Below are 21,547 nucleotides of genomic sequence, written 5' to 3' on the forward strand. Positions count from 1 at the left end.
CTAAATCTTTTACATAATGGAGGAATAATGCAGCTAAACATGTTAGACAAACTAGCAAATGAAGTAGAACTAGAGGTACAATCGGTCTACAGGGATATTGAATCAATGGCTATGATTAATCATCAAAGAATTCTGGAGGGGTTTCACCTGGCCAGAACTTCTGATTATCATTTGCGGGGCACCACTGGCTATGGTTATAATGATGCTGGACGGGAGGCTTTAGAACAAATATATGCCCACGTTTTTGGAGCTGAAGCAGCATTGGTTAGAGGACAAATTGTTTCTGGAACCCATGCCATAGCCATCGCTTTGTTTGGAATACTTAGGCCGGGGGATGAATTGTTAGCCATACAGGGAGCACCCTATGATACTTTAGAGGAAATCATTGGCAAGAGGGGAAATGCCTCTGGTTCCTTAAAAGATTTCGGTATATCTTATCAACAAGTGGAATTGACTCCCGAGGGAATGCTAGCTTGGGATGAAATAAAAAAAGCCCTAAAACCTAATACGAAGGTAGTTCTTGTGCAAAGGTCTAGGGGCTACGCTTGGCGACCCTCTTTAACCATGCAAGAGCTTGAAAAACTAATTGGCTATATCAAAAAGCTGGCACCCCATGTTTGCGTTTTTGTAGATAATTGTTATGGGGAGTTAGTAGAAACCTTGGAGCCAACAGCTGTAGGAGCAGATTTAAGTGCAGGTTCTCTAATGAAAAATCCAGGTGGAGGGTTAGCTCCCACTGGTGGTTATATTGTGGGAAGAAAGGACTTAGTTGAAGCGGCTTCTCACAGATGGACAGCACCGGGAATTGGGGCTGAGGTAGGACCATCCCTTGATCATCAAAGACTTTTATTTCAAGGCATTTTTCTGGCTCCGCACATTGTTGCCGAAGCCCTAAAGGGAGCAGTATTTGCCTCTAGATTATTTGAAAGATTAGGATTTAAAGTATCACCTACCTTTGATGAACCAAGATCAGACATCATTCAAGCCATTGCACTGGAGACGCCAGAGAGGTTAGTGGCTTTTTGTAAGGGGATTCAAGCAGCTTCCCCAGTGGATGCTCATGCTTTACCGGAACCAGATTATATGCCTGGTTACGAAGATGATGTAATCATGGCAGCGGGAACCTTTATCCAGGGGGCATCATTGGAATTGACCGCAGATGCTCCTTTGAGGAAACCCTATGCGGTTTATCTTCAGGGCGGATTATCAAAGGAGTATGTCCGTATTGGTGTAATAAACGCTGCTAAGAATGTATTACAAGTGAAATAGCCATCAGCCATCAGCCGTCAGTTTGGAAAAAGCCATGGGCATGGGTTTATTTGGAAACTATCCTCCAGGAATTAGTAAGTGCTATCGTTATCCCCCTGAGCGACTTTGGCGGAGCGCCGTTAATAACTCTTGACGAGTGGAGGGTGAAATCATCGGGGGGCACGCTCAAGGACGAGCGCGGGATAACGATAGCACCCCTCGCTGATGCAATATCCTATACACATGGTTTATAATGGTTTTTGACCAAGGGTCATAGAGGGTTAATATGAAACTTGGTAAATGTACTGGTTATTTTATGTGTCGAAATTTACCTGCATGTTCCAAGGGTATTAATGAAATAACTGGATGATGGGTATATAATAAAGGTGAGAGAGTGGTCTTACCTTAATTTTATATGGAGGGATTCCAATTGAGAGAGTATAGGGTATTATCCCCGACTGCCATTCTTGGATACGGTTTTCCCGAGGAATCTTTTAGAGCCGGATTGGATCGTAACCCGCATTTAATTGCCGTTGATGCAGGTTCTACGGACCCTGGGCCATACTATTTGGGTGCTGGTGTATCCTTTACTGACCGAGCTGCAGTAAAACGAGATTTAGAGTTGATGATAGAAGCAGGGTTGGCTAGAGATATTCCTGTTGTAATTGGTACCGCAGGAGGATGTGGAGCAGAAGCACATCTGCAGTGGAATATGGATATAATTTTAGAGTTAGCCCAGGAAAGAAGCTGGAGCTTTCCGTTAGGTGTTATCCATGCAGAGCTCCACAAAGACTATATTTTAAAGGCCTTTAGGGATAACAGAATTTCCCCCTTACATCCTGCACCAGAACTTACAGAAGATGAGATAACTGCCACTGAAAGAGTTGTCGGTCAGATGGGTCCCGAAGCAGTAATGGCAGTGTTAAAAAGGGGAGCTAAGGTTGTTCTGGCCGGCCGTTCCTATGACCCTGCGGTATTTAGTGCCTCTGCCTTGATGGAGGGATTTGATAAAGGTTTGGCCATACATATGGGTAAAATTTTAGAGTGTGGCGCAATAGCAGCCTCTCCCGGTAGCGGTAGCGATTGTTTGTTAGGAACCTTAAAGGAAGATTGTTTCATTGTAGAACCATTAAATCCTAACCGTTGCTGTACAACGACTTCGGTAGCTGCCCATACACTTTATGAAAAAACAAATCCCTATATCTTACCAGGACCAGGAGGGATATTGGACCTCAGTGAAACAACCTTTACACAAGAAAATGAAAGGGCTGTGAGGGTATCCGGAAGTAAATTTGTCCCCAGTGAAAATTATACAATTAAACTAGAAGGGGCTAAACGAGTAGGATTTCGTACAGTATCCATAGCTGGATGCCGTGATCCCATTATGATTGGACAGATAGATCATATTGTAGAGGCAGTGAGGGAACGGGTAAAAGACAATTTTAAACGTAACGGTTTTGAATATTTCTTACATTTCAACATATATGGCAAGAATGGAGTAATGGGTAATCTAGAACCCCAGAGGTCAGTAATTACCCATGAACTTGGCATTATTATCGAGGCAGTGGCAGAAACCCAAGATATTGCCAATACCATCTGCAGTTTTGCTCGGTCCACCATGCTTCACTACGGCTATCCGGGTCGTGTGGCTACGGCTGGCAACTTAGCCTTTCCCTATTCCCCTTCGGACTTTAAGGCTGGGGCTGTTTATAACTTTAATATATATCATTTATTGCAGGTTGATGATCCCGTTGCATTGTTTCCATCAGAAATAATTAATGCAGGGGAGGGAAGGTAATGCCAAAGGTTAAATTAACTGAATTGGCCTCGGTCATTAGGAGCAAAAATTCTGGCCCCTATGAGTTAACCTTAGATGTTATATTTAAGGATCAGAAGTCCTTTGAAGCAGCGTGTCGTGCGAAGATAATTAATAATACCACCATTGCTAAATTATATGGTATTCCTGAGACTGATGTCATAGGGATTGTCGAATTTTGTCCTGCTTATGCAATAAAAGCTACCATAGTTAGGCCATACCCCTCTGGAGCCTTAGGAGAAACCGATGTATACGGTGCCCAACAGCATGCTCCTTTATTAGATTTAGAACTGGAAACTTAAAACATAATTGGTCATACCAATTTCGGCAAAATATACATAAATTCGAGGTTTGTCCCAAAACAATTAGAAAATCAGAAATAACTTATATTTTACAGTAATTTAGCAAATTTACAAATTGGGTTTATAGACTATATAATAAATATAAAATACAAGAATTTAAATTGGGAGGAGATAAGCCCTTGTTTTGCAACGATGATCAGCCTATGTTTAACATAGGCGTTATTGCCGAACTTTTAAAGGTGCATCCAGAAACCCTACGCATTTGGGAAAAACACAAATTAGTTGAACCTGCCCGTCGAAATAAACAACGATTATACAGTAATAACGATGTAAAGAGGTTACAATTTATTCATTATCTTATTAATGAAAAGGGCTTGAATATTGCAGGTGTACTACAGATTATTAGTATGTATCCCTGCTGGGACACCAAGCATTGCGCGGGTGGTAGTCAACCAAAGGGCGAAAATGTAAATCTTAATAAGCCCTGTTGGAAAGAGCAAGGTACTTATTGTTATGTGATTGAGGATAAGGCAGACCACTGCGGTATGTGTCCACACTACAATAAGGATTGTCAAGCAAACTAGCAAAGTTGATGTAAAATATAAAGGTCGCTTAGCGACCTTTATATTTTTCTCATTAATCCAACCACCTTGCCAAGTATTTTAACTTCCCGCACATAAATTGGTGACAAAAGGCTGTTTTCAGGTTGGAGTCTTATACAATTTTTCTCTTTAAAAAATCTTTTCACTGTGGCTTCGTCTTCTATTAAAGCAACTACTATTTCACCGTTATTGACTGATTCTTGTCTTCTTACTAGGACCAGGTCTCCAGGCAAAATTCCTGCTTCTATCATACTGTCACCCCGAACGGTGAGCATGAAAAAATCTCCGTAACCGGTAAAACTCCTGGGCAGAGTAACCTTCTCATCATAATTTTCAACTGCTAGCAGGGGATTACCAGCGGCTACTTCACCCAGCATAGGAATGTTTAGCATTTCATCAAATTGGCTAACTGTCTGTTTTGAGGATGAAGTAGAGTTCGTTTCAACTACCTCAGTGTTTATTATTTCGATGGCTCTGGGTTTGGTAGGATCTCTTTTCAAATAACCTTTTTGCTCTAATCTCTTTAAATAAGAATGAACGGTAGAACTAGATGAAAGACCAACAATTTCCCCAATTTCTCTAACTGATGGTGGATAACCCTTTTGTTTAACATTTTCTATGATAACTCTTAAGACTTCTGCTTCTCTAGTATTTAACACAAGAGTCCACAACCTTTCACAGTCAAAAAATCATTAAACAATATTTGGTATATTATATCATATTTCAGAGCAAGATAAAAACATTTGTTCGATCCAAGGAAATAATAAAGAGGTTTTTCTTGGTAAAAAGCGAATAGGAGTAATAGCAATGTAATATGTGCAAGATTAATGGCAGGATATTCTCAAGAAACAAGGTTATATAGCATTCATATTGCAATGAGTTTAAATATATTTAATAGGGAGGTTTGGACCATTAGAACCATAGACTGTGACGCAATCATAGCTGAGGTTGCCCGTTTGTGTCAGGAGGCCAACTTTAAACTGGAAGATGATGTTGTAAATTCTTTTAAACGTTCCTGTGCTGCTGAAGTTTCGCAAAGTGGTAAAGAAATTCTTAATATGTTGGTGGAAAATGCAGGAATAGCCGCTTCTGAATCAATACCAATGTGTCAGGATACCGGAGTTGCAGTGGTATTTGTTGAATTAGGTCAAGAGGTACATATTGCCAAAGGCAATTTATATGATGCCATTAATGAAGGAGTTCGTAAGGGTTACGCAGAAGGGTACTTAAGAAAATCAATGGTGGGACACCCACTGGAAAGAGTAAATACCGGTGATAATACACCTGCTGTAATACATACAAGCATTGTACCAGGAGATAAAATCAAATTAACTGTTGCACCTAAGGGTGGTGGCAGTGAAAATATGAGTACATTAAAGATGTTGAAACCAGCAGAAGGTGTTGAAGGAGTAAAGAAATTTATTTTAGATACCATTCAGACTGCTGGTCCAAACCCTTGTCCGCCATTGATTATTGGGGTGGGCATTGGCGGTACAATGGAAAAGTGTGCCCAGTTAGCCAAAGAGGCTTTGTTAAGACCAGTTGGTAAGCCGCATCCACTTCCCGATATTGCGGAACTGGAAAAAGATTTACTTGAGAAAATTAATAAATTAGGTATTGGCCCTTCTGGGTTAGGGGGTAGAACCACTGCTTTGGCAGTTCATATAGAAATTTTTGCATGTCATATTGCAAGCCTGCCTGTTGCAGTGAATATTAACTGCCATGCCGCCAGACATAAATCTGTGATTATATAGGGAGGATTACCTGTGACACGAGTTTGCTTAACAACTCCACTTTCAGATGAGGCAGTAAGGGCCCTTCGTATAGGACAACAAGTTCTTATAAGTGGTGTTATTTACACTGGACGGGATGCAGCCCATAAAAGATTAGTAGAATTATTGGATCAAGGAAAAGAGCTGCCCATTGATTTAAAGGGGCAGATTATATACTATGTTGGCCCTTCTCCGGCACCTCCGGGTAAGGTGATTGGATCTGCGGGGCCTACCACCTCTGGTCGGATGGATGCTTATACACCATTATTAATTGAACAAGGTCTTAAGGGAATGATAGGAAAAGGAGCTAGGTCAGAAAATGTAATCAAGGCCATGCAAGAATACGGTGCAGTTTATTTTGGGGCCATTGGAGGAGCTGCTGCACTTATTGCAAGGAGTATTCAAGAAGCAAAGGTAGTAGCATATCCTGATTTGGGACCAGAAGCTATTCATAGATTGGTAGTAAAAGATTTTCCTGCCATTGTTGTAAATGATATTTTGGGTGGAGATCTATATCAAGAAGGGAAAAAGTTATATACGTTAGAGTAAACTCATTTACTCTAACGTAATTTTTTATTTTTAGAGGCTAATTGTTTTAAAAGCAATTTGTATACATGATAATGTAGCTGTTTCATTAGTCATTTCTGCTTATTATGATATAATTTTCCTTGGAACAATTTTCACGGAGGGTGTTGAGTCCTAGATGAGTACCACAAATCATTTCTTTATTCGTAAACTCCATTCATTTTTAGGGCTGTTTCCCATTAGCATTTTTCTTTTGGAACACTTGATAACCAATTCACTGGCAATCATTAGCCCAGACAAGTTTAATGCCGCAGTACTATTTTTACAAAACATTCCTTATTTAAACCTAATAGAAATCTTAATCATTGCTTTACCCCTTATAATTCATGGGATTTATGGACTCTACATTGTATACATAGCTAAAAATAATCTATTGCGTTATTCCTATCTCAGAAATTGGATGTTTTATTTGCAAAGGGTGACTGCTGTGATAACTTTATTATTTGTTGTCATTCATGTATGGCAACTGCGGGTGGCTCACTCTTTGTATGGTTTGGAGATAAATTTTAATACTATACAAAATCAGTTGGCTGATCCCCTTTGGTTTATCTTTTATATTATTGGCTTGTTTGCTACAACCTTTCATTTTGCTAACGGTCTATGGAATTTTACTGTCAGTTGGGGGATTGTTGTGGGAGAGCAGGCCCAGACCTTTACTTGGAAATTATGTATGCTCCTGTTTTTATTAACTTCTTTTGTTGGCCTAGTGGAAATATGGGCCTTTAGCCAATAAGCCTGGAGGATTAATGATGCAGAATAATCTTATTATCGTTGGTGGTGGCTTGGCCGGTTTAATGGCAACTATAAAGGCCGCTGAAATGGGAGTTAAGGTTCAATTGTTTTCGTTAGTTCCGGTAAAAAGATCCCATTCGGTATGTGCCCAGGGAGGTATTAATGGTGCTGTTAATACCAAGGGGGAGGGAGATTCCCCTTGGATACACTTTGACGATACTATTTACGGTGGCGATTTCCTTGCCAACCAAACTCAAGTCAAAGATATGTGTGAGGCTGCACCGTCAATAATTAACCTAATGGATCGTATGGGAGTTATGTTTAATCGAACCTCCGAAGGCTTACTAGATTTCAGGCGTTTCGGCGGCAGTAAACATCACAGAACAGCCTTCGCCGGTGCCACCACCGGTCAGCAACTATTATATGCCCTGGACGAGCAAGTTCGTCGCTGGGAAGTAGCTGGTTTTGTTGAAAAATATGAAGGTTGGGATTTTTTATCTATCGTACTGGATGATGATAATATTTGCCGGGGTATTGTGGCTCAGGACCTTAAAACCATGGAAATTCATTCTTTTCCCAGTGACGCAGTGGTTTTTGCCACTGGTGGATGTGGTATGGTTTTTGGTAAAAGTACAAACTCCACCATTAATACAGGTTCTGCAGCCAGTGCTGTTTATCAACAGGGGGTATATTATGCTAATGGTGAAATGATTCAGATACACCCCACGGCTATTCCCGGTGATGATAAACTCAGATTAATGAGTGAGTCAGCTCGGGGTGAAGGTGGTAGAGTTTGGACTATAAAAGATGGGAAGCCATGGTATTTCCTAGAAGAATGGTATCCGGCCTATGGTAATTTAGTTCCCAGGGATATCGCAACCAGGGCAATTTATAAAGTGTGCTACGAGTTAAAACTTGGTATTGAAGGCCAAAATATGGTCTATCTTGATGTTTCCCATATTGACCGTAATATACTTGATAAAAAGTTGGCTGGCATACTGGAGATTTATGAACGTTTCGTGGGGGATGATCCAAGAAAGGTCCCCATGAGAATCTTCCCTGCAGTTCATTACTCCATGGGTGGCTTATGGGTGGACTATAATCAGATGACGAATATTGCTGGGTTGTTTGCTTGTGGCGAATGTGAATATCAATATCATGGTGCCAATCGACTGGGAGCAAACTCTCTATTATCCGCCATATATGGGGGGATGATCGCTGGGCCAAATGCTGTTCAATATATCCATTCGCAAAAAAAATCTTCTCAGGATATCGCCCCCAAAATATTTGAGAACCAGGTGAAAAATCACTATTCCTTAACGGAGAAAATTTATAAAGCAGATGGCAATGAGAATGTTTACAAGCTTCATGCTGAATTAGGTAAATGGATGACAGAAAACGTTACAGTGGTACGCTATAACAAAAAGCTACAAGAGACAGAAGCTAAAATTCAAGAATTAATCCAGAGATGGTATAAAATTGGACTTTCTGATCAGAGTAGGTGGGCCAATCAAGAACTGGTTTTTACCCGCCATCTATGGCACATGTTACAATTGTCTCGGGTGATTACCCTTGGTGCCCTCGCTCGTAATGAAAGTAGAGGAGCCCATTATAAACCGGAATATCCTGACCGTGATGATGAAAATTGGTTAAAAACTACTATGGCCAAGTTCACTGCCGATGGTCCACAGCTGAGCTATCAAGAAATTGATACTTCGCTGATTAAACCTAGACCACGCAGATATGATATTGATAAGACGGCGGTGAATAAATGAGTAAGCAGGTATCTTTAAAGATTAAGCGTCAGCTTGATGCAAACCACCAATGCTATTGGGAAGAATTTATTATTCCTTATAAGGAAAAAATGAATGTTATTTCTCTTTTGATGGAGATTCAAAAAAAACCTGTCAATGCTAAAGGGGAACCAACTACACCGGTAATTTGGGAATGTAATTGTCTGGAGGAGGTTTGTGGTGCCTGTACCATGGTGATCAATGGAAAGGCACGGCAAGCTTGTTCGGCATTGGTTGATCAGCTTCAACAACCTATTGTGCTGGAACCTTTAAGCAAATTCCCCATTGTCCGTGACTTAATGGTTGATCGTTCTATTATGTTTGAAAATCTAAAGAAGGTTAAGGCATGGATTCCCATTGATGGAACACACAACCTTGGGCCGGGGCCACGCATGGCCCAGAAGATTCAGGAGGAATCTTATCCAATATCACGATGTATGACCTGTGGCTGCTGCATGGAAGCCTGCCCTAATGTAAATGAAAAATCAAAATTTATGGGACCAGCTCCACTGGCACAGACTATACTATTCAACTCCCATCCAACAGGATTTATGAATCGAGAAGAAAGGTTGGATGCAGTTATGGGAGAGGGTGGAGTTACCGATTGTGGTAATTCCCAAAATTGTGTAAAAGTATGTCCCAAACAAATACCATTGACCAAAAATATTGCGCAGTTAAACAGAGATACCATTGTATACGGTATAAAAAGATGGCTAAATAGGTAAAATAAGGATATTTACCTATTGAATACCTACTTATATCTCCGATTACTTTATTCCATGGCATCAGTCATAAACCTCTGATGAAAATAAGAAGGCCATGTGCCGTGGGCCATGAGCTTAAGAACTTTAAGATTAACATGCACAAAAAGCCCATGGCCCATGGCTCAAGGCCTGTATAGCTGATGTATAACAGCTAAAGACATATTATAAATAACTAATCACAGATTAGTACAGGAGGATTAAAATGAGAAGAAAAAAAATTACTGTTGTAGGTGCTGGTAATGTAGGAGCAACCTGTGCTCACTGGGCTGCTGCAAAGGAACTTGGTGACATTGTCTTGATTGACGTGGCCGAAGGAATACCTCAAGGAAAAGCTTTAGACCTGATGGAAGCAGCTCCGGTAGAAGGATACGATAGTATAATTATTGGTACCAATGATTATGCTGATACCGCTGATTCTGATGTTGTGGTTATTACTGCGGGAATGGCCCGTAAACCTGGTATGAGTAGGGATGATCTATTAAATATCAACGCAGGAATTGTGCGTAATGTTACAGAGGAAATAGTTAAATACTCTCCCAATGCCTACATAATAGTGGTTACAAATCCTGTGGATGTAAGTACCTATATTGCTTATAAAGCCAGTGGATTTACACCCAATAGAGTATTTGGTTTATCAGGGGTGCTTGATTCCGCTCGTTTCCGTACCTTTATAGCTAGGGAGTTAAATATTTCCTTTGAAGATGTAACCTCCTTTGTTTTAGGTGGTCATGGAGATGATATGGTTCCGATGGTTCGTTACACCTATGCTGGAGGTATACCAGTGGAGAAGCTGATTCCAGCGGATCGTTTAGAATCTATGGTGGAACGTGCCAGAAAGGGCGGTGCTGAAATAGTTAACTATTTGAAGACGGGAAGTGCCTACTATGCACCCAGTGCTTCCGTTATGCAAATGGCTGAGTGCATTCTGAAAGATAAGAAACGTATCTTACCAGTTTCAGCTTACTTACAAGGGGAATATGGTGAGAATGATATCTTTTCTGGAGTTCCCGCTATCATTGGCGGAAACGGCGTAGAAAAGGTCATTGAATTGGATCTAAATAACGACGAACTAGCTGCCCTCAAAAAATCAATTAATTCGGTAAGAATGAATATTAATAAACTAAAATAATATTAATGGTAATAAAAACGTTAGAACCTCCTAACGTTTTTATTTACTCATTCAGAAAGTATAAAAATTATATTAATAGAATAAAAGAAAATACTAAGGCTTACGCCAAGTCTCTTGTGAACTATAAGATATGGCGTAAGCCAAGTTTTTTCTTTTATATTGGCCTCGATAACTGCTATAATGAATTTAGAGTCGTAATATGTCAATATATGAAAGAATCATAGGAGAGGTCACACTATGTCGAACAAAACCTCCGAAATTATTAAAACAATCCCAGGTATACTGTTTATGTTTGCAATTGCTATGTTTACCATGGGTGGGGAGGACCTAGGTATTCCGTGGCCAGGTTTGGAAGCATACATAAAAAATATCAACTATAATATAATTAAAGTTTTGCCTCTGAATTATATTTTTTTATGTATTTTATTTGGTATTCTAATTGCAAATCTATTTAAATTACCCAATTGGTTATTGGCAGGCGTAACAACATCACGTATGTTCATAAAAGTTGGGGTTATTTTGCTGGGTTCTCTCTATAGTTTTAAAGATGTTGTTAATTTAGGCGCAACTGCAATATTTTTGATTCTTTCCTTTGTAATTCTAACCCTAACCATTACTTTGTGGTTAGGAAAGAAAGCTAATATGGATTCTGCTTCTGCTGCGGTATTAGCTGCGGGTACTTCTGTTTGCGGCGTATCAGCCATTGTGGCCACAGCTCCTGCAGTGAGAGCTAAGACAACAGATGTTGTATTTTCAATTGCAACAATTCTTAGTTTTGGTGTAATTTCAATCATTTTATTCCCTGTGATTGGAAAAATACTCAATTTAAGTGCCCATCAATTTGGTGTATGGTCAGGTACAGGTATACTAAGTTCTGGACAGGTTTTGGCAGTGTGTTTGATCTTTGATCCAGGAACTGCTAACCATGCATCCGTCAGTTTGAAGACCGGAGAAATATACAATTTGGCCCGTGTTATATTTTTACCCTTTGTAGTACTTGCTTTAGCAGTTATGAACAGTCGCTCAGCAAAATTATTTGATGAACACATAACCATTCACACAGGATTGTGGAGTAAATTTCCCCTTTTTGTGCTGGGTTTTTTGATCATGGTTTTTATAACTTCCTTTGGTCTGTTAGGACAGGTTTCACCACCATCTCCTGAGCTAATAACTATACGAAAATTATATAACTGGTTTTTTGCCATTGGTATTACTGGGTTAGGCATGCAAATATCTTTCCCAGAACTCAGGAAAGCAGGGGGTAAGCCATTAATTGTGGGATCAATAGCTGCGGTAATAAAAGCATTGCTAGCACTTATTGTTGTTCTTTTATTAATCCCGGAAAAACCTTAGTAGAGGTGAGGCTATGCAAAATAGAAGGGATAGGTCCGAAGATAGGGAACCTAGGTTATTTTCTTTGTTTGCTACAGAAAGAATGGAGGATTATGCCGCACTATCTATAGCTCTATTAGTATTAATTATAGTTTTAATCGTTCATCAAAATTGGTAAAAATATAAAGCAATAACCCTTACTCGGTAAGGGTTATTGCTTTTATGATATAGATTCAGTTAACAAAATAACTAAGGTACCTACATATATTCCATCATCGTCATAGATGGGTGTAATGTCACAGCTATGACCGTTTGATGTTTGAACTCTTTTAGAAAGTCCCGTGTCTATATTATTATAAATAATGGTAGCTAATTCCCGATCTATTACTTCTATACTTGCACCGGTTGTTAAATTATTGAGTAAACACTTAGCTATTAAGTTTGATAGCATAACCTCATGGTGCTTGTTGAAAAAGACAATACCCTGTGGTAATAATTCAATTAGTCTATTCAACACTTTATGATCAATGCTACTATTATCCTCTGTATTTCTAATAACGGTTAAGGATCCTAGAATTTTATTGTTTTTAATAATGGGTGAGTGGATAGCCTTTAATATTTTGTCTCTAAACATTACTGTGAAGATAAAAGATTTCTCTTGTTCTTCTCGGTAATCCCCCACACTTCCTAAGATTTCTTTAAGCATTACATTTCTTAAGGTATTTTTTCGATCGGCAAAGATATTATGGGCAGCTTCATTGGCAAAGAGTATAGTATCTGTATTATTGGCGATGATAATACCTTCGTTAATTTGGTTTAGGATAGCGAAATCAATATTCTCAAAATAGGTTTTGGCAGTGTTTACCCCCCAAAACTCCACAAGTAACTCATATAGGCAAATATATAATGCAAAGACTAAAAATAAAATAGTGAAAACACGAAAAACTTCGAAGTCAGTTGATTTTAAAAATACAAAAACTTTCCAGTTTTCCTCTAGATTATTTGAATATATATTATATCTGTTTTTTTCTTCGTAGAAGGTTTCTGTGCTAAGATCAAAGTATTCAGAGGATATATTATCAAAGGGCCAGATAACAGCTTTGTTAAATTGATCAAACACAGCTATCTTGTAATTTGGACTTAGGAATTCTTGGATTATCTCATTTTTATACTGATCAATGCTAAAATCTAGGACTAGGATAAGATTATTAAATTCAACCTTTTTTCCTAATGGAATAGCTAGACTTATAATATCTTCCTCAGCCTGGGAACCCTTATAAATACCAGAAACTGCTATTTCAAACAGATGCAATTTTGCTGTTTGGCTTGTAATTTGTTCTATATGTTTCTGGTTATAATCCTTTGTTGTAGAACTCAAAACTTTTCCATCTTTTTGCATAATGTATACATTGGTAATGCGCGGATCGATGGACATTAGATTTTTCAGATCCAGTGGATAATCTCCAGTACTTGTATTTTCAAATTTATTTGCAGCATTGACCGTTGTTACTTTCAAGTTACTCAGATAATTATTTGTTTTATTAGCAGCAACTTCTTTGATTCCAGTTTCGTACTGAGTCAGAACTTTATTAGTATGGCGAAATTCCATAAAGGAAAATATGATAAAAATACTTACCAAAGAAACTGTAAGTAGTGTAGAAAAGATAGGTTTAAATTTTTGCGAAGAATTTTTCATATTAGTTTCTCCATTAATTACTACTTTATTATTCCTTTTCTGACAGCTATGGTTAAGGCTTCCTCTACAGAGTGGACATTTAATTTTGAGAAAATCTCTCTTAGTCTTCTTCTAAAGGTAGATAAACTAATAAATAATTCTGTTGCAATTTCCTTCTGACTTCTCCCGCTAGTAAGCAATTGTAGAAGTTGTATATCTTTTTCAGACAATCCCGAATCCGCTAAATTTAGAAGGGTATCAGCATTAAGTCCAGGGTAAAGGTAGGATCCTCCCCTATATGTCATTACAATTGCTGATTTTATCTCGTCAAAGAAGGCGTATTTAGGTACAAAGCCCTTAACACCACATTCCATAGCTTTTTTAATAAAGATTGGATCGTCATAGGTGGTTAGTGCAACATGTTTTATTTGAGGATATTGTGTTTTGATTTTACTAACTAAGTCGAGGCCATCTCCATCTGGAAGGCCTATATCCATCAGAATTACATCCACATCCTTTGAAATTTTGGCCATTGCTTCTTGGCATGAGCCAGCTTCTGCCACTACCTTAATATTTTCTTCCAGTTCCAATAATTTTTTTAATCCTTCTCGGAATACATTATGATCTTCTATCAACATGGTTTTAATTTTGTTCATCGCTCTGGCCTCCTGGTATTATAGGAACATTAAGTGTAACACAAAAACCGGTATCACAATACCCAAATACTATTGTCCCACCAATAAGGTTTGCACGTTCTCTCATACCCCATATTCCTTTGCCAGCTACAAAGTCACCTTCATTACCACCGTTGTCCATTATTTCAATAATTAAAGTATCATGTTCTTTAGTGAAGTTGATATCTACCTCAGTGGCCCTGGCATGCTTAACTATATTACTTAGTGCTTCTTGAATGATACGATAAATAATAATCTCATCTTTCCTTTTTAATTTTAGAGACCTATCTTGGTAGAAAATAAAAACCTTGATGTTATTTAACTTTTCAAATGTAGTAATATAGGATTCTAAAGCAGAAATTAGCCCAACCTTGTCAATTAAATAAGGGTGGATATCATTCATGATGCCTCGCATTTCAATGGCAGCATTTTGGCAATGATTACGCAGATCACTAAGATTTTGTAGTAATTGTTCTCCTTTTAGATCTCCGTTTTTGTGTAAGCGAAGATTATAATCTAGAGAATGAATAATCGTTGACATATAACGGGCTATCCAGTCATGAATTTCTATGGATATTCTCTTGCGCTCTTTTTCTAGTGTATCCAGTAAAAGGGGTTTGTCTTTTTGTCGATTAGCAATTCTTGATACCATCATTGCTCCAATAAATCGATCAAATAATTTAATAGGAACATAATCTACGGTTAAATCTAGGGGTCTACCATCATCTTTATAAGTTACTTTATTTTTTAATAATTCCTTTTGGTACATTAAGGAATGAAATAAGGGTTGAATGGTGCTTTGTAGTCTGGGAAAAAACTCAGGAAACTGTTGTATATTCTTATTGATTACTTTCTCAGGAAGTAATCCAAAAAAATCTTGTGCTGATTTGTTGACATATTTTACATCACCATTATGATCAATAAATATCACAGCATCATCTGAGTACTCTGCTAACTCATTTGTATATAAGCATTTTTCCATTAAGGGTTTAAACAGTAAATACAATACATATGGAAGAATAATAAAAGAAGAAATTAAAATAAAGAGTAATAATATTATTTTGTTATCAATATTCAATAAGGTAGTCTCAAAGTAATTATTCATTTGTGCATTGTGACCTTTGTGAATATTGTTTAGTTTATCTTTAATCTCACTAGTTAATTCCTTATTCTTAGAATACAGATATTCAATATTTGTTTGTGAATATTCTTTTGACTGTATAACTGGTATAACCTCTAAAGTGGCAAAGGATATAAAAGATTTACTTAAATCAATTAATTGTAATACATCTTGGTTGCTAGATAGAGTTGGGGAATTGTATACTTCTGTTTGCTTGTTTATGAACAAAGAACTTTGCTCATAATAATTTTCCAAGTAACTTTGTTCTCCTAAGATAATATAATCTTGTAAACTTGATGTCATATTATCTATATTTGTTAATAGTTGGTCGAAATCTGCAAGTTGTTCCTGGAAAGAATGTATTTTATCTACTTGAGCATAGGTTTCTGAAAATTTTTTAAATAAACCTACTGAACAAATAAAAGTCAAGGCCAGTAAGACTATAAAAATACTTAAAAGTCTTTTATTAAGTGTCATAATTACACCGCTTCTTATTTTTTAGCTAAAAAATTCGACAAATGATTGTGAAAATCCTTTTTATTATTATCTATAAAAGATAGATTGTTTATCCAAAATTTAATAACGTCAGATATAAGACGTTATTTTTGAAATGCATAAGACGCAAAAAGAATCACCCATATGACACAAAAGTGCCATCTGGGTGATTGCTATTTTTCAATGTTGGTCCAATACATTGACCATAAACTAAAAAGTAAATAATATGTATTTAATCAATAAAAAACACATATCTACACATAAAAGTAATAATTGTAACAATGTAATCTTCAAAACTAAATTAAATAGGAGGTTATGTTGTGTTAAATACAAATCAAAACATAATTGAAAAGAAGGAAAAGCTTGTAAAGTGGTATGGGTGGGTGTTTATATTTGTTATATGTATAACACCTTTAGTTATAGTGGTATTGCCTAAATTGATGTTTAATGTCGGACGAATTAATAAAATTCTTCGTGAATCCATCATTCCGAATGATAGTGCACTAAGTTGTAAGGTTATTGATGTTGGATGGGAAAAACATATTGATGGTGATCTAGGTTGTATTGAAGGCAATATTGAAGTAGAAAGTATAGATGGATCGATAGTAAAATGTAAGTTTATAAAATATGTTGGCCCAAAACATTGTCAAACCTATAGTGTAAAATATAATGATCAAATATTACTAACGGGAAGCTATAAAGATGATCTTTTTTTAATAAGAAGCTTGGAAAACATAACAAATAAGTATAAATATACTACGGAACCTCAGGTTTCAGTGTATTAAGTTAAATTTTAATAGAAAGGGGGAACAGATAACACAAGGTTTATCTGGTTTATTGATAGTTAAATATTTACATGGAGGTGTATTAACTTGGCCCAAACGCAAGTCAGCCAAATACAAAGTCAGAGCCTAGCTGCCCAGTTTACTAAAGCAATACCAGGATTAATTCTTGTTGCATTACTTGCTGTTGCTGCCATGTGGGGTGAAGGTTATCTAAAGGAGAATCATAAGGCTTTTTATGATGCTACTCTCCTAAACCATATCTTATTAGCTATTATTTTTGGTATGATTATTCGTAATACAGTAGGGGTTCCCTCACTTTTGGAACCTGGCCTTAAATACTCTACTATTTTAACAAAAGCAGGTATTGTAATTATGGGTACTAAATATACCTTGGCTTCTTTAGTTAAAGTAGGCAGCGTTAGTATGATTTTCATTACTGTCACTTTGTTTGCCACTGTATTTTTAACCTTCTGGTTACGTAAACGGTTTGAAATGACCGACCCTTTAGCTGGATGTTTAGCTGCTGGTTTTTCGATTTGCGGTGTTTCAGCTACTGTTGCTACTGGTCCTGCAGTAAAAGCTAAGGGACAGGAAATGGCCTATACCATTGCAACAATATTAATTTTTGGTTTGATAGCATTATTTACTTTCCCTGCATTAGGAAAAATGATGGGCCTAACCGAGAATCAATTTGGCGCCTGGGTTGGTGTTGGTATTGTTAACTCTGCACAGGTATTGGCTGCAGGTATGGCCTATGGTGAAGAGGCAGGTTTGATGGCTGGTATATATAACATGGGTCGTGTGGTATTGCTTCCTTTTGTTGTATTATATGTAGTTATGGCTGTGCTGAAAAATAACAGCAGTGCGGCCCAAGGTATCAATAAGACTCAATTTATCATGGACAAATTCCCAGTCTTTATTTTAGCTTTCTTAATTGCTGTACTAGCCAATACTGCAGGTCTTTTCAGCAAAGAAGAAGTAAAAATGGCTGGTGAGATTATGAACTGGTGCTTTGCTTTAGGTTTTGCCAGCATTGGTCTAACAACTAGATTTTCTGATATGAAAGCTGCTGGTAAAGATGGTATAATTTTAGGGTTTGTCGTTGGTGCGGTCAAAGCTGTGTTTGCACTGTTAATTGTTAAGTTTTTGTTACCCTTCTAAAACTAATTAGTTAAATAATAAGTGGAGGTGTTGGTAGTGGCTGAAAAAAAAAGTTCAGCAATTGATGAACAAAGAGCTGCTGACCTCAAGGTTAGAAAGCAAGACTATATGGTAATTGGATTAGGACTGCTAATGATATTAGTGGCTAAGGTCGTAGCATAATATATTTTCAGGATACATGATTATGGCAGGCTAGGGAAGGATGATTCTCTACCCTGCCATAATTATTACTTGCATAATTGGGGGGGCAACTGTGTTTAAAAATATATTACTGGCTGTTCATGGCGATGAAAATAGTGAGTTTTTAGAAAAGGTATTGGAACTGGTTAGACTATCCAAACCAGAGATAACTCTACTACACGTGACAGAAACAAGTTTGAGCCATTATGGTTATGTTGATCAGTTGGCCAGTGCCATAACAAAGGATCAGTTTATTGGATATATATATAATATGGCTAATGAGCGAAAAAACAATATTTTTAAAGATTTTAAGGACAGGGCAGGAGACTTAGGTTTAAGTTTTCACTGGCGTGTAAGGGAAGGGAAGCCTCAAATAGAAATTGTAGAAGAATTTCAACAAGGGAGTTATGATCTACTAATACTTGGGACAAAGCCAAAATCCCCGGGCAACACTTCAAGTAAAGTGAAAGAGAAGGTTTTAAAGGAAATATCAAGTTCAATCTATATTTTAAAGTAAATTTTTATAGATGACAGATTTTTAAGTCAAATTTATACCAGACTTAATTAACCCCTTGTATCCAAATATAAATATGTTAAAATAATCACAAGATTTGGAATGAGGGGGTGGGTATTATTAAAATAACCAATCCCGTAATGCAAGATTTTCTATGCTATATGAAAAGTGTCCTTCCATGTCTTTTGCTATTTCTATTATTTTATAGTATTGTTCATTGTTGGAATTTTAGTAGCATAATAGTACTTATCCCTATAACTTTAGGTATTTTTGTATTGTATCAGTTCTTTGGTGATCCCAAATAAGAAAAATATTGTTGCAAGCAAACCACCCTCGGGTGGTTTTTCCTGTCCTAAAGTTAAAAGCTTTACAATTATATATTTCTTTCATGATCGGGAATACTAGCAGGTTTTCCATAGACCTATCAAATAACTTTACTTAAGTTCCAATTCTGGATTAATAACAGTTTTTAGGTTTTTTAAAAAATATATCTTTACGGGATAGACAATATCGTTATATAATATGCATTGTAGAATGGTAAGATTTACTCAAAGTAAATTGTTAGGACGGTAGGATGGTAGAAAGGGCAAAATACCTTGGTTTAGTATTCACTCTCTAGTGGAGTGGTATACCTTGGTTAGCTATGCACTCCTAGCGGGGGTGTTTTTTTGTTTTCTCCTCCTATTAAAAATTCTAAGCAAAGGAGGTACAGTAGGACGGAAGAAGAGTAGGGTACCGGCTATAGATGAATACAAGGAGGATAAAATGATGTCAACGATAAAATTTTATTTTGGTGAGCATATTCCGTTAGAAATGCACAAGGTTCGAATTGTGCAGAAATTAGATCTTGTTCCTATTGGTCGACGTTTGGAAGCAATAACTGAGGCAGGCAATAATACCTTTTTACTTAAAAATCGGGATATATTTATGGATATGTTAACTGATAGTGGTGTCAATGCCATGAGTGATAGGCAGTTGGCTGCTATGATGATAGCAGATGATAGTTATGCCGGATCTGAAACCTTTACTAGGCTTACCGATAAAATTGAGGAGATTTTTGGCAAAAAGTTTTTCTTGCCTACTCATCAAGGAAGAGCCTGTGAGAATATTATTTCTCAAGTTTTTGTTAAGCCAGGTACATTGGTTCCGATGAATTATCATTTCACTACCACCAAGTCGCATATTGTATTAAATGGTGGGGCGATTGAAGAAATACCTATAACAGAAGCCTTTAATATAAGTAGCACTCATCCATTTAAGGGAAATTTGGACACGACTCAACTCAAAGAAATCATTCAGAAACATGGTGCTGATAAGATTCCCTTTGTTCGCTTGGAAGCTGGAACCAACTTAATTGGAGGACAGCCTTTTTCCCTTGAAAATATGCGTCAGGTCCGTAAGGTATGTGACGACTTTGGAATTATGATTGTTTTGGATGCTAGTTTGTTAGCTGACAATTTATACTTTATTAAGGAGCGCGAGGATAACTGTAAGTTAATGACTATCCGAGAAATTACGAGGGAAATTTCTGATCTATCAGATATTATTTATTTTTCTGCACGAAAATTGGGTTGCGCCCGCGGCGGAGGGCTTTGTACGAACAATGAAAGTGCATATAAGAAGATGCGTGAATTAATCCCTCTTTATGAAGGTTTTCTTACCTATGGAGGAATGTCGGTTCGTGAAATGGAAGCCATTGCTGTCGGTTTAGAAGAGACGATGGATGAGAATATGATCAATCAAGGTCCCCAGTTCATTGCCTTCATGACGGAAGAATTACAGAAAAAAGGTGTTCCGGTTGTTACACCACCAGGAGGTTTAGGCTGTCATATAAATGCAATGGAATTCCTGGAACACGTACCGCAAAGTCAATATCCTGCAGGAGCGTTGGCTGCTGCCATTTATCTCATCAGTGGGGTTAGAGGGATGGAAAGAGGAACTATTTCTGAACAGAGGGATGAAAATGGTAATGAACCCATGGCCAATATGGAACTGGTACGATTAGCCTTGCCCCGTAGGGTCTTTACCCTTTCCCAAATTAAATATGCGGTTGATCGAATTGGCTGGCTTTTTGAAAATCGCAATCTGGTTAAAGGGCTTACCTTTGTGGAGGAACCTAAAATATTGCGTTTCTTTTTCGGAAAGTTAGCAACAGTTTCAGACTGGCAACCGGAATTAGTAGCTAAGTTTAGGAAAGACTTTGGAGATAGTCTTTAATAGCAATATTAATAATACTAAAGGGCAGTTTGCCCAATGTGAAACTGCACCCAGATTTATAGATAGCTCAAGAAAATAGTTAAAAAACAGCCTCGGATCGAAGTATCCATCGAACCGAGGCTGTTTTAATTTCGGTTATAATCCTTAGTAATATAAATAGGAAGAAAGCCTGGGGATTAGTCCAGGTTTTTCTTTTAAGAAAATTCTTTTTTTAATCTAAACAATGAAGATATTGTCCCTGCCACGGTACTGATTAGATACATAAACAGAGTAGCCATACCAAACATCAATACGGTAGGCAGAGCTAAAGCCTTGCAAATCCAGATAGTAGCACTATTCATTTGTTAGTCATCTCCTTCATGTGACACATTTCACTAATGGTATCATAATATAATATAAAATTGTATAGGGCAGTAATAAGTTGAAATAGAAAGATATGGTTAATTATTCAAAATTTTTATTGTTATTTTGAATTGGCGTGGATTATTATTGTTATTGATATTGACAATAAGATAACAGCATTAAGCGAGAAAGAGCATGGATATTATTATAACACTAACGCTATATATTCCGGGTTCTATCGAGATTAGTTGGTTTAAACCTAGTATTAGGATAATAATTGAGAAACGTATAGATTGGTTAAAATGGAGC

The 21,547-nt window shown here is 37.3% G+C and carries 22 protein-coding genes; 17 read left to right on the forward strand and 5 right to left on the reverse strand.

Going from position 1 to position 21,547, the window contains the following annotated elements:
* Positions 1 to 27: 27 nt before the first annotated feature.
* The 4 genes from ACYQ03_RS10850 (at position 28) to ACYQ03_RS10865 (ending at position 3,950) form a co-directional block, all read left to right on the forward strand.
* Positions 28 to 1,269, forward strand: coding sequence for a methionine gamma-lyase family protein (locus tag ACYQ03_RS10850; RefSeq protein ID WP_459909956.1), 1,242 nt, complete (start codon positions 28 to 30; stop codon positions 1,267 to 1,269).
* 409 nt (positions 1,270 to 1,678) lie between these two features.
* On the forward strand, positions 1,679 to 3,046 hold the full coding sequence (locus tag ACYQ03_RS10855) for an acyclic terpene utilization AtuA family protein (protein ID WP_459909957.1): 1,368 nt from the start codon (positions 1,679 to 1,681) through the stop codon (positions 3,044 to 3,046).
* Complete coding sequence (locus tag ACYQ03_RS10860) at positions 3,046 to 3,366, forward strand: DUF4387 domain-containing protein (protein ID WP_459909958.1); 321 nt, start codon at positions 3,046 to 3,048, stop codon at positions 3,364 to 3,366. The genes ACYQ03_RS10855 and ACYQ03_RS10860 overlap by 1 nt, the downstream gene beginning before the upstream one ends.
* A 179-nt stretch (positions 3,367 to 3,545) precedes the next feature.
* Positions 3,546 to 3,950, forward strand: a complete 405-nt coding sequence (locus ACYQ03_RS10865) for a MerR family transcriptional regulator (RefSeq protein WP_459909959.1) — start codon at positions 3,546 to 3,548, stop codon at positions 3,948 to 3,950.
* 38 nt (positions 3,951 to 3,988) lie between these two features.
* Here the strand turns inward: ACYQ03_RS10865 and lexA are convergent, their stop codons facing one another.
* Entirely contained in the window at positions 3,989 to 4,627 is a 639-nt protein-coding gene (gene lexA, locus ACYQ03_RS10870) for a transcriptional repressor LexA (protein WP_459909960.1), read from the reverse strand.
* A 216-nt stretch (positions 4,628 to 4,843) separates the two neighbouring features.
* On the opposite strand from lexA, the gene ACYQ03_RS10875 reads away from it, so the two are divergent.
* The 8 genes from ACYQ03_RS10875 (at position 4,844) to ACYQ03_RS10910 (ending at position 12,253) form a co-directional block, all read left to right on the forward strand.
* On the forward strand, positions 4,844 to 5,722 hold the full coding sequence (locus ACYQ03_RS10875; RefSeq protein ID WP_459910802.1) for a fumarate hydratase: 879 nt from the start codon (positions 4,844 to 4,846) through the stop codon (positions 5,720 to 5,722).
* A gap of 12 nt (positions 5,723 to 5,734) precedes the next feature.
* A complete protein-coding gene (locus ACYQ03_RS10880; RefSeq protein WP_459909961.1) occupies positions 5,735 to 6,289 on the forward strand; it encodes a Fe-S-containing hydro-lyase in 555 nt (184 codons plus the stop codon).
* A 154-nt stretch (positions 6,290 to 6,443) separates the two neighbouring features.
* Positions 6,444 to 7,058: a succinate dehydrogenase cytochrome b558 subunit gene (locus tag ACYQ03_RS10885; protein WP_459909962.1), complete on the forward strand. Its 615-nt coding sequence runs from the start codon at positions 6,444 to 6,446 to the stop codon at positions 7,056 to 7,058.
* Positions 7,059 to 7,074: 16 nt separating this feature from the next.
* Positions 7,075 to 8,832 (forward strand): succinate dehydrogenase flavoprotein subunit, encoded by a 1,758-nt coding sequence (sdhA, locus tag ACYQ03_RS10890; RefSeq protein WP_459909963.1) that lies wholly within the window; start codon positions 7,075 to 7,077, stop codon positions 8,830 to 8,832.
* Positions 8,829 to 9,575 carry a succinate dehydrogenase iron-sulfur subunit gene (gene sdhB, locus ACYQ03_RS10895; protein ID WP_459909964.1) on the forward strand — a complete coding sequence of 249 codons (747 nt, stop codon included), beginning with the start codon at positions 8,829 to 8,831 and terminating at the stop codon, positions 9,573 to 9,575. The genes sdhA and sdhB overlap by 4 nt, the downstream gene beginning before the upstream one ends.
* Positions 9,576 to 9,816: 241 nt before the next feature.
* Entirely contained in the window at positions 9,817 to 10,743 is a 927-nt protein-coding gene (gene mdh, locus ACYQ03_RS10900; protein WP_459909965.1) for a malate dehydrogenase, read from the forward strand.
* A gap of 237 nt (positions 10,744 to 10,980) precedes the next feature.
* Positions 10,981 to 12,096: a YeiH family protein gene (locus ACYQ03_RS10905; protein ID WP_459909966.1), complete on the forward strand. Its 1,116-nt coding sequence runs from the start codon at positions 10,981 to 10,983 to the stop codon at positions 12,094 to 12,096.
* A 13-nt stretch (positions 12,097 to 12,109) separates the two neighbouring features.
* Entirely contained in the window at positions 12,110 to 12,253 is a 144-nt protein-coding gene (locus tag ACYQ03_RS10910; RefSeq protein ID WP_459909967.1) for a hypothetical protein, read from the forward strand.
* A gap of 42 nt (positions 12,254 to 12,295) precedes the next feature.
* Here the strand turns inward: ACYQ03_RS10910 and ACYQ03_RS10915 are convergent, their stop codons facing one another.
* Genes ACYQ03_RS10915 through ACYQ03_RS10925 form a run of 3 tightly spaced genes read right to left on the reverse strand, consistent with a single transcriptional unit; the run spans position 12,296 to position 16,021 of the window.
* A complete protein-coding gene (locus ACYQ03_RS10915; RefSeq protein WP_459909968.1) occupies positions 12,296 to 13,771 on the reverse strand; it encodes a PAS domain-containing protein in 1,476 nt (491 codons plus the stop codon).
* Positions 13,772 to 13,791: 20 nt separating this feature from the next.
* The gene (locus tag ACYQ03_RS10920) at positions 13,792 to 14,406 is read right to left on the reverse strand and encodes a response regulator transcription factor (protein WP_459909969.1); all 615 of its coding nucleotides are present in this window, start codon (positions 14,404 to 14,406) and stop codon (positions 13,792 to 13,794) included.
* A complete protein-coding gene (locus ACYQ03_RS10925; protein ID WP_459909970.1) occupies positions 14,393 to 16,021 on the reverse strand; it encodes a sensor histidine kinase in 1,629 nt (542 codons plus the stop codon). Before ACYQ03_RS10925 ends, ACYQ03_RS10920 begins: the two co-directional genes overlap by 14 nt.
* 338 nt (positions 16,022 to 16,359) lie before the next feature.
* On the opposite strand from ACYQ03_RS10925, the gene ACYQ03_RS10930 reads away from it, so the two are divergent.
* From ACYQ03_RS10930 to ACYQ03_RS10950, 5 genes are all read left to right on the forward strand, one after another.
* A complete protein-coding gene (locus ACYQ03_RS10930) occupies positions 16,360 to 16,824 on the forward strand; it encodes a hypothetical protein (RefSeq protein WP_459909971.1) in 465 nt (154 codons plus the stop codon).
* An 87-nt stretch (positions 16,825 to 16,911) separates the two neighbouring features.
* Positions 16,912 to 17,985: a YeiH family protein gene (locus ACYQ03_RS10935; protein ID WP_459909972.1), complete on the forward strand. Its 1,074-nt coding sequence runs from the start codon at positions 16,912 to 16,914 to the stop codon at positions 17,983 to 17,985.
* 36 nt (positions 17,986 to 18,021) lie between these two features.
* On the forward strand, positions 18,022 to 18,147 hold the full coding sequence (locus ACYQ03_RS10940; RefSeq protein WP_459909973.1) for a hypothetical protein: 126 nt from the start codon (positions 18,022 to 18,024) through the stop codon (positions 18,145 to 18,147).
* A gap of 91 nt (positions 18,148 to 18,238) precedes the next feature.
* Positions 18,239 to 18,682: a universal stress protein gene (locus tag ACYQ03_RS10945; protein ID WP_459909974.1), complete on the forward strand. Its 444-nt coding sequence runs from the start codon at positions 18,239 to 18,241 to the stop codon at positions 18,680 to 18,682.
* Positions 18,683 to 19,447: 765 nt separating this feature from the next.
* Positions 19,448 to 20,896 (forward strand): tryptophanase, encoded by a 1,449-nt coding sequence (locus tag ACYQ03_RS10950; protein ID WP_459909975.1) that lies wholly within the window; start codon positions 19,448 to 19,450, stop codon positions 20,894 to 20,896.
* 194 nt (positions 20,897 to 21,090) lie between these two features.
* Here the strand turns inward: ACYQ03_RS10950 and ACYQ03_RS10955 are convergent, their stop codons facing one another.
* Positions 21,091 to 21,237 carry a hypothetical protein gene (locus ACYQ03_RS10955; protein WP_459909976.1) on the reverse strand — a complete coding sequence of 49 codons (147 nt, stop codon included), beginning with the start codon at positions 21,235 to 21,237 and terminating at the stop codon, positions 21,091 to 21,093.
* Positions 21,238 to 21,547 lie beyond the last annotated feature (310 nt).

This window comes from Desulfotomaculum defluvii (genome assembly GCF_054657375.1).

Coding starts and splice junctions, on each gene's coding strand:
- ACYQ03_RS10920 (WP_459909969.1), bottom strand. CDS start 14,406: ATGAACAAAATTAAAACCATGTTGATAGAAGATCATAATGTATTCCGA.
- ACYQ03_RS10850 (WP_459909956.1), top strand. CDS start 28: ATGCAGCTAAACATGTTAGACAAACTAGCAAATGAAGTAGAACTAGAG.
- ACYQ03_RS10950 (WP_459909975.1), top strand. CDS start 19,448: ATGTCAACGATAAAATTTTATTTTGGTGAGCATATTCCGTTAGAAATG.
- ACYQ03_RS10860 (WP_459909958.1), top strand. CDS start 3,046: ATGCCAAAGGTTAAATTAACTGAATTGGCCTCGGTCATTAGGAGCAAA.
- ACYQ03_RS10925 (WP_459909970.1), bottom strand. CDS start 16,021: ATGACACTTAATAAAAGACTTTTAAGTATTTTTATAGTCTTACTGGCC.
- ACYQ03_RS10910 (WP_459909967.1), top strand. CDS start 12,110: ATGCAAAATAGAAGGGATAGGTCCGAAGATAGGGAACCTAGGTTATTT.
- ACYQ03_RS10885 (WP_459909962.1), top strand. CDS start 6,444: ATGAGTACCACAAATCATTTCTTTATTCGTAAACTCCATTCATTTTTA.
- ACYQ03_RS10875 (WP_459910802.1), top strand. CDS start 4,844: ATGAGTTTAAATATATTTAATAGGGAGGTTTGGACCATTAGAACCATA.
- mdh (WP_459909965.1), top strand. CDS start 9,817: ATGAGAAGAAAAAAAATTACTGTTGTAGGTGCTGGTAATGTAGGAGCA.
- ACYQ03_RS10905 (WP_459909966.1), top strand. CDS start 10,981: ATGTCGAACAAAACCTCCGAAATTATTAAAACAATCCCAGGTATACTG.
- ACYQ03_RS10955 (WP_459909976.1), bottom strand. CDS start 21,237: ATGAATAGTGCTACTATCTGGATTTGCAAGGCTTTAGCTCTGCCTACC.
- sdhA (WP_459909963.1), top strand. CDS start 7,075: ATGCAGAATAATCTTATTATCGTTGGTGGTGGCTTGGCCGGTTTAATG.
- sdhB (WP_459909964.1), top strand. CDS start 8,829: ATGAGTAAGCAGGTATCTTTAAAGATTAAGCGTCAGCTTGATGCAAAC.
- ACYQ03_RS10915 (WP_459909968.1), bottom strand. CDS start 13,771: ATGAAAAATTCTTCGCAAAAATTTAAACCTATCTTTTCTACACTACTT.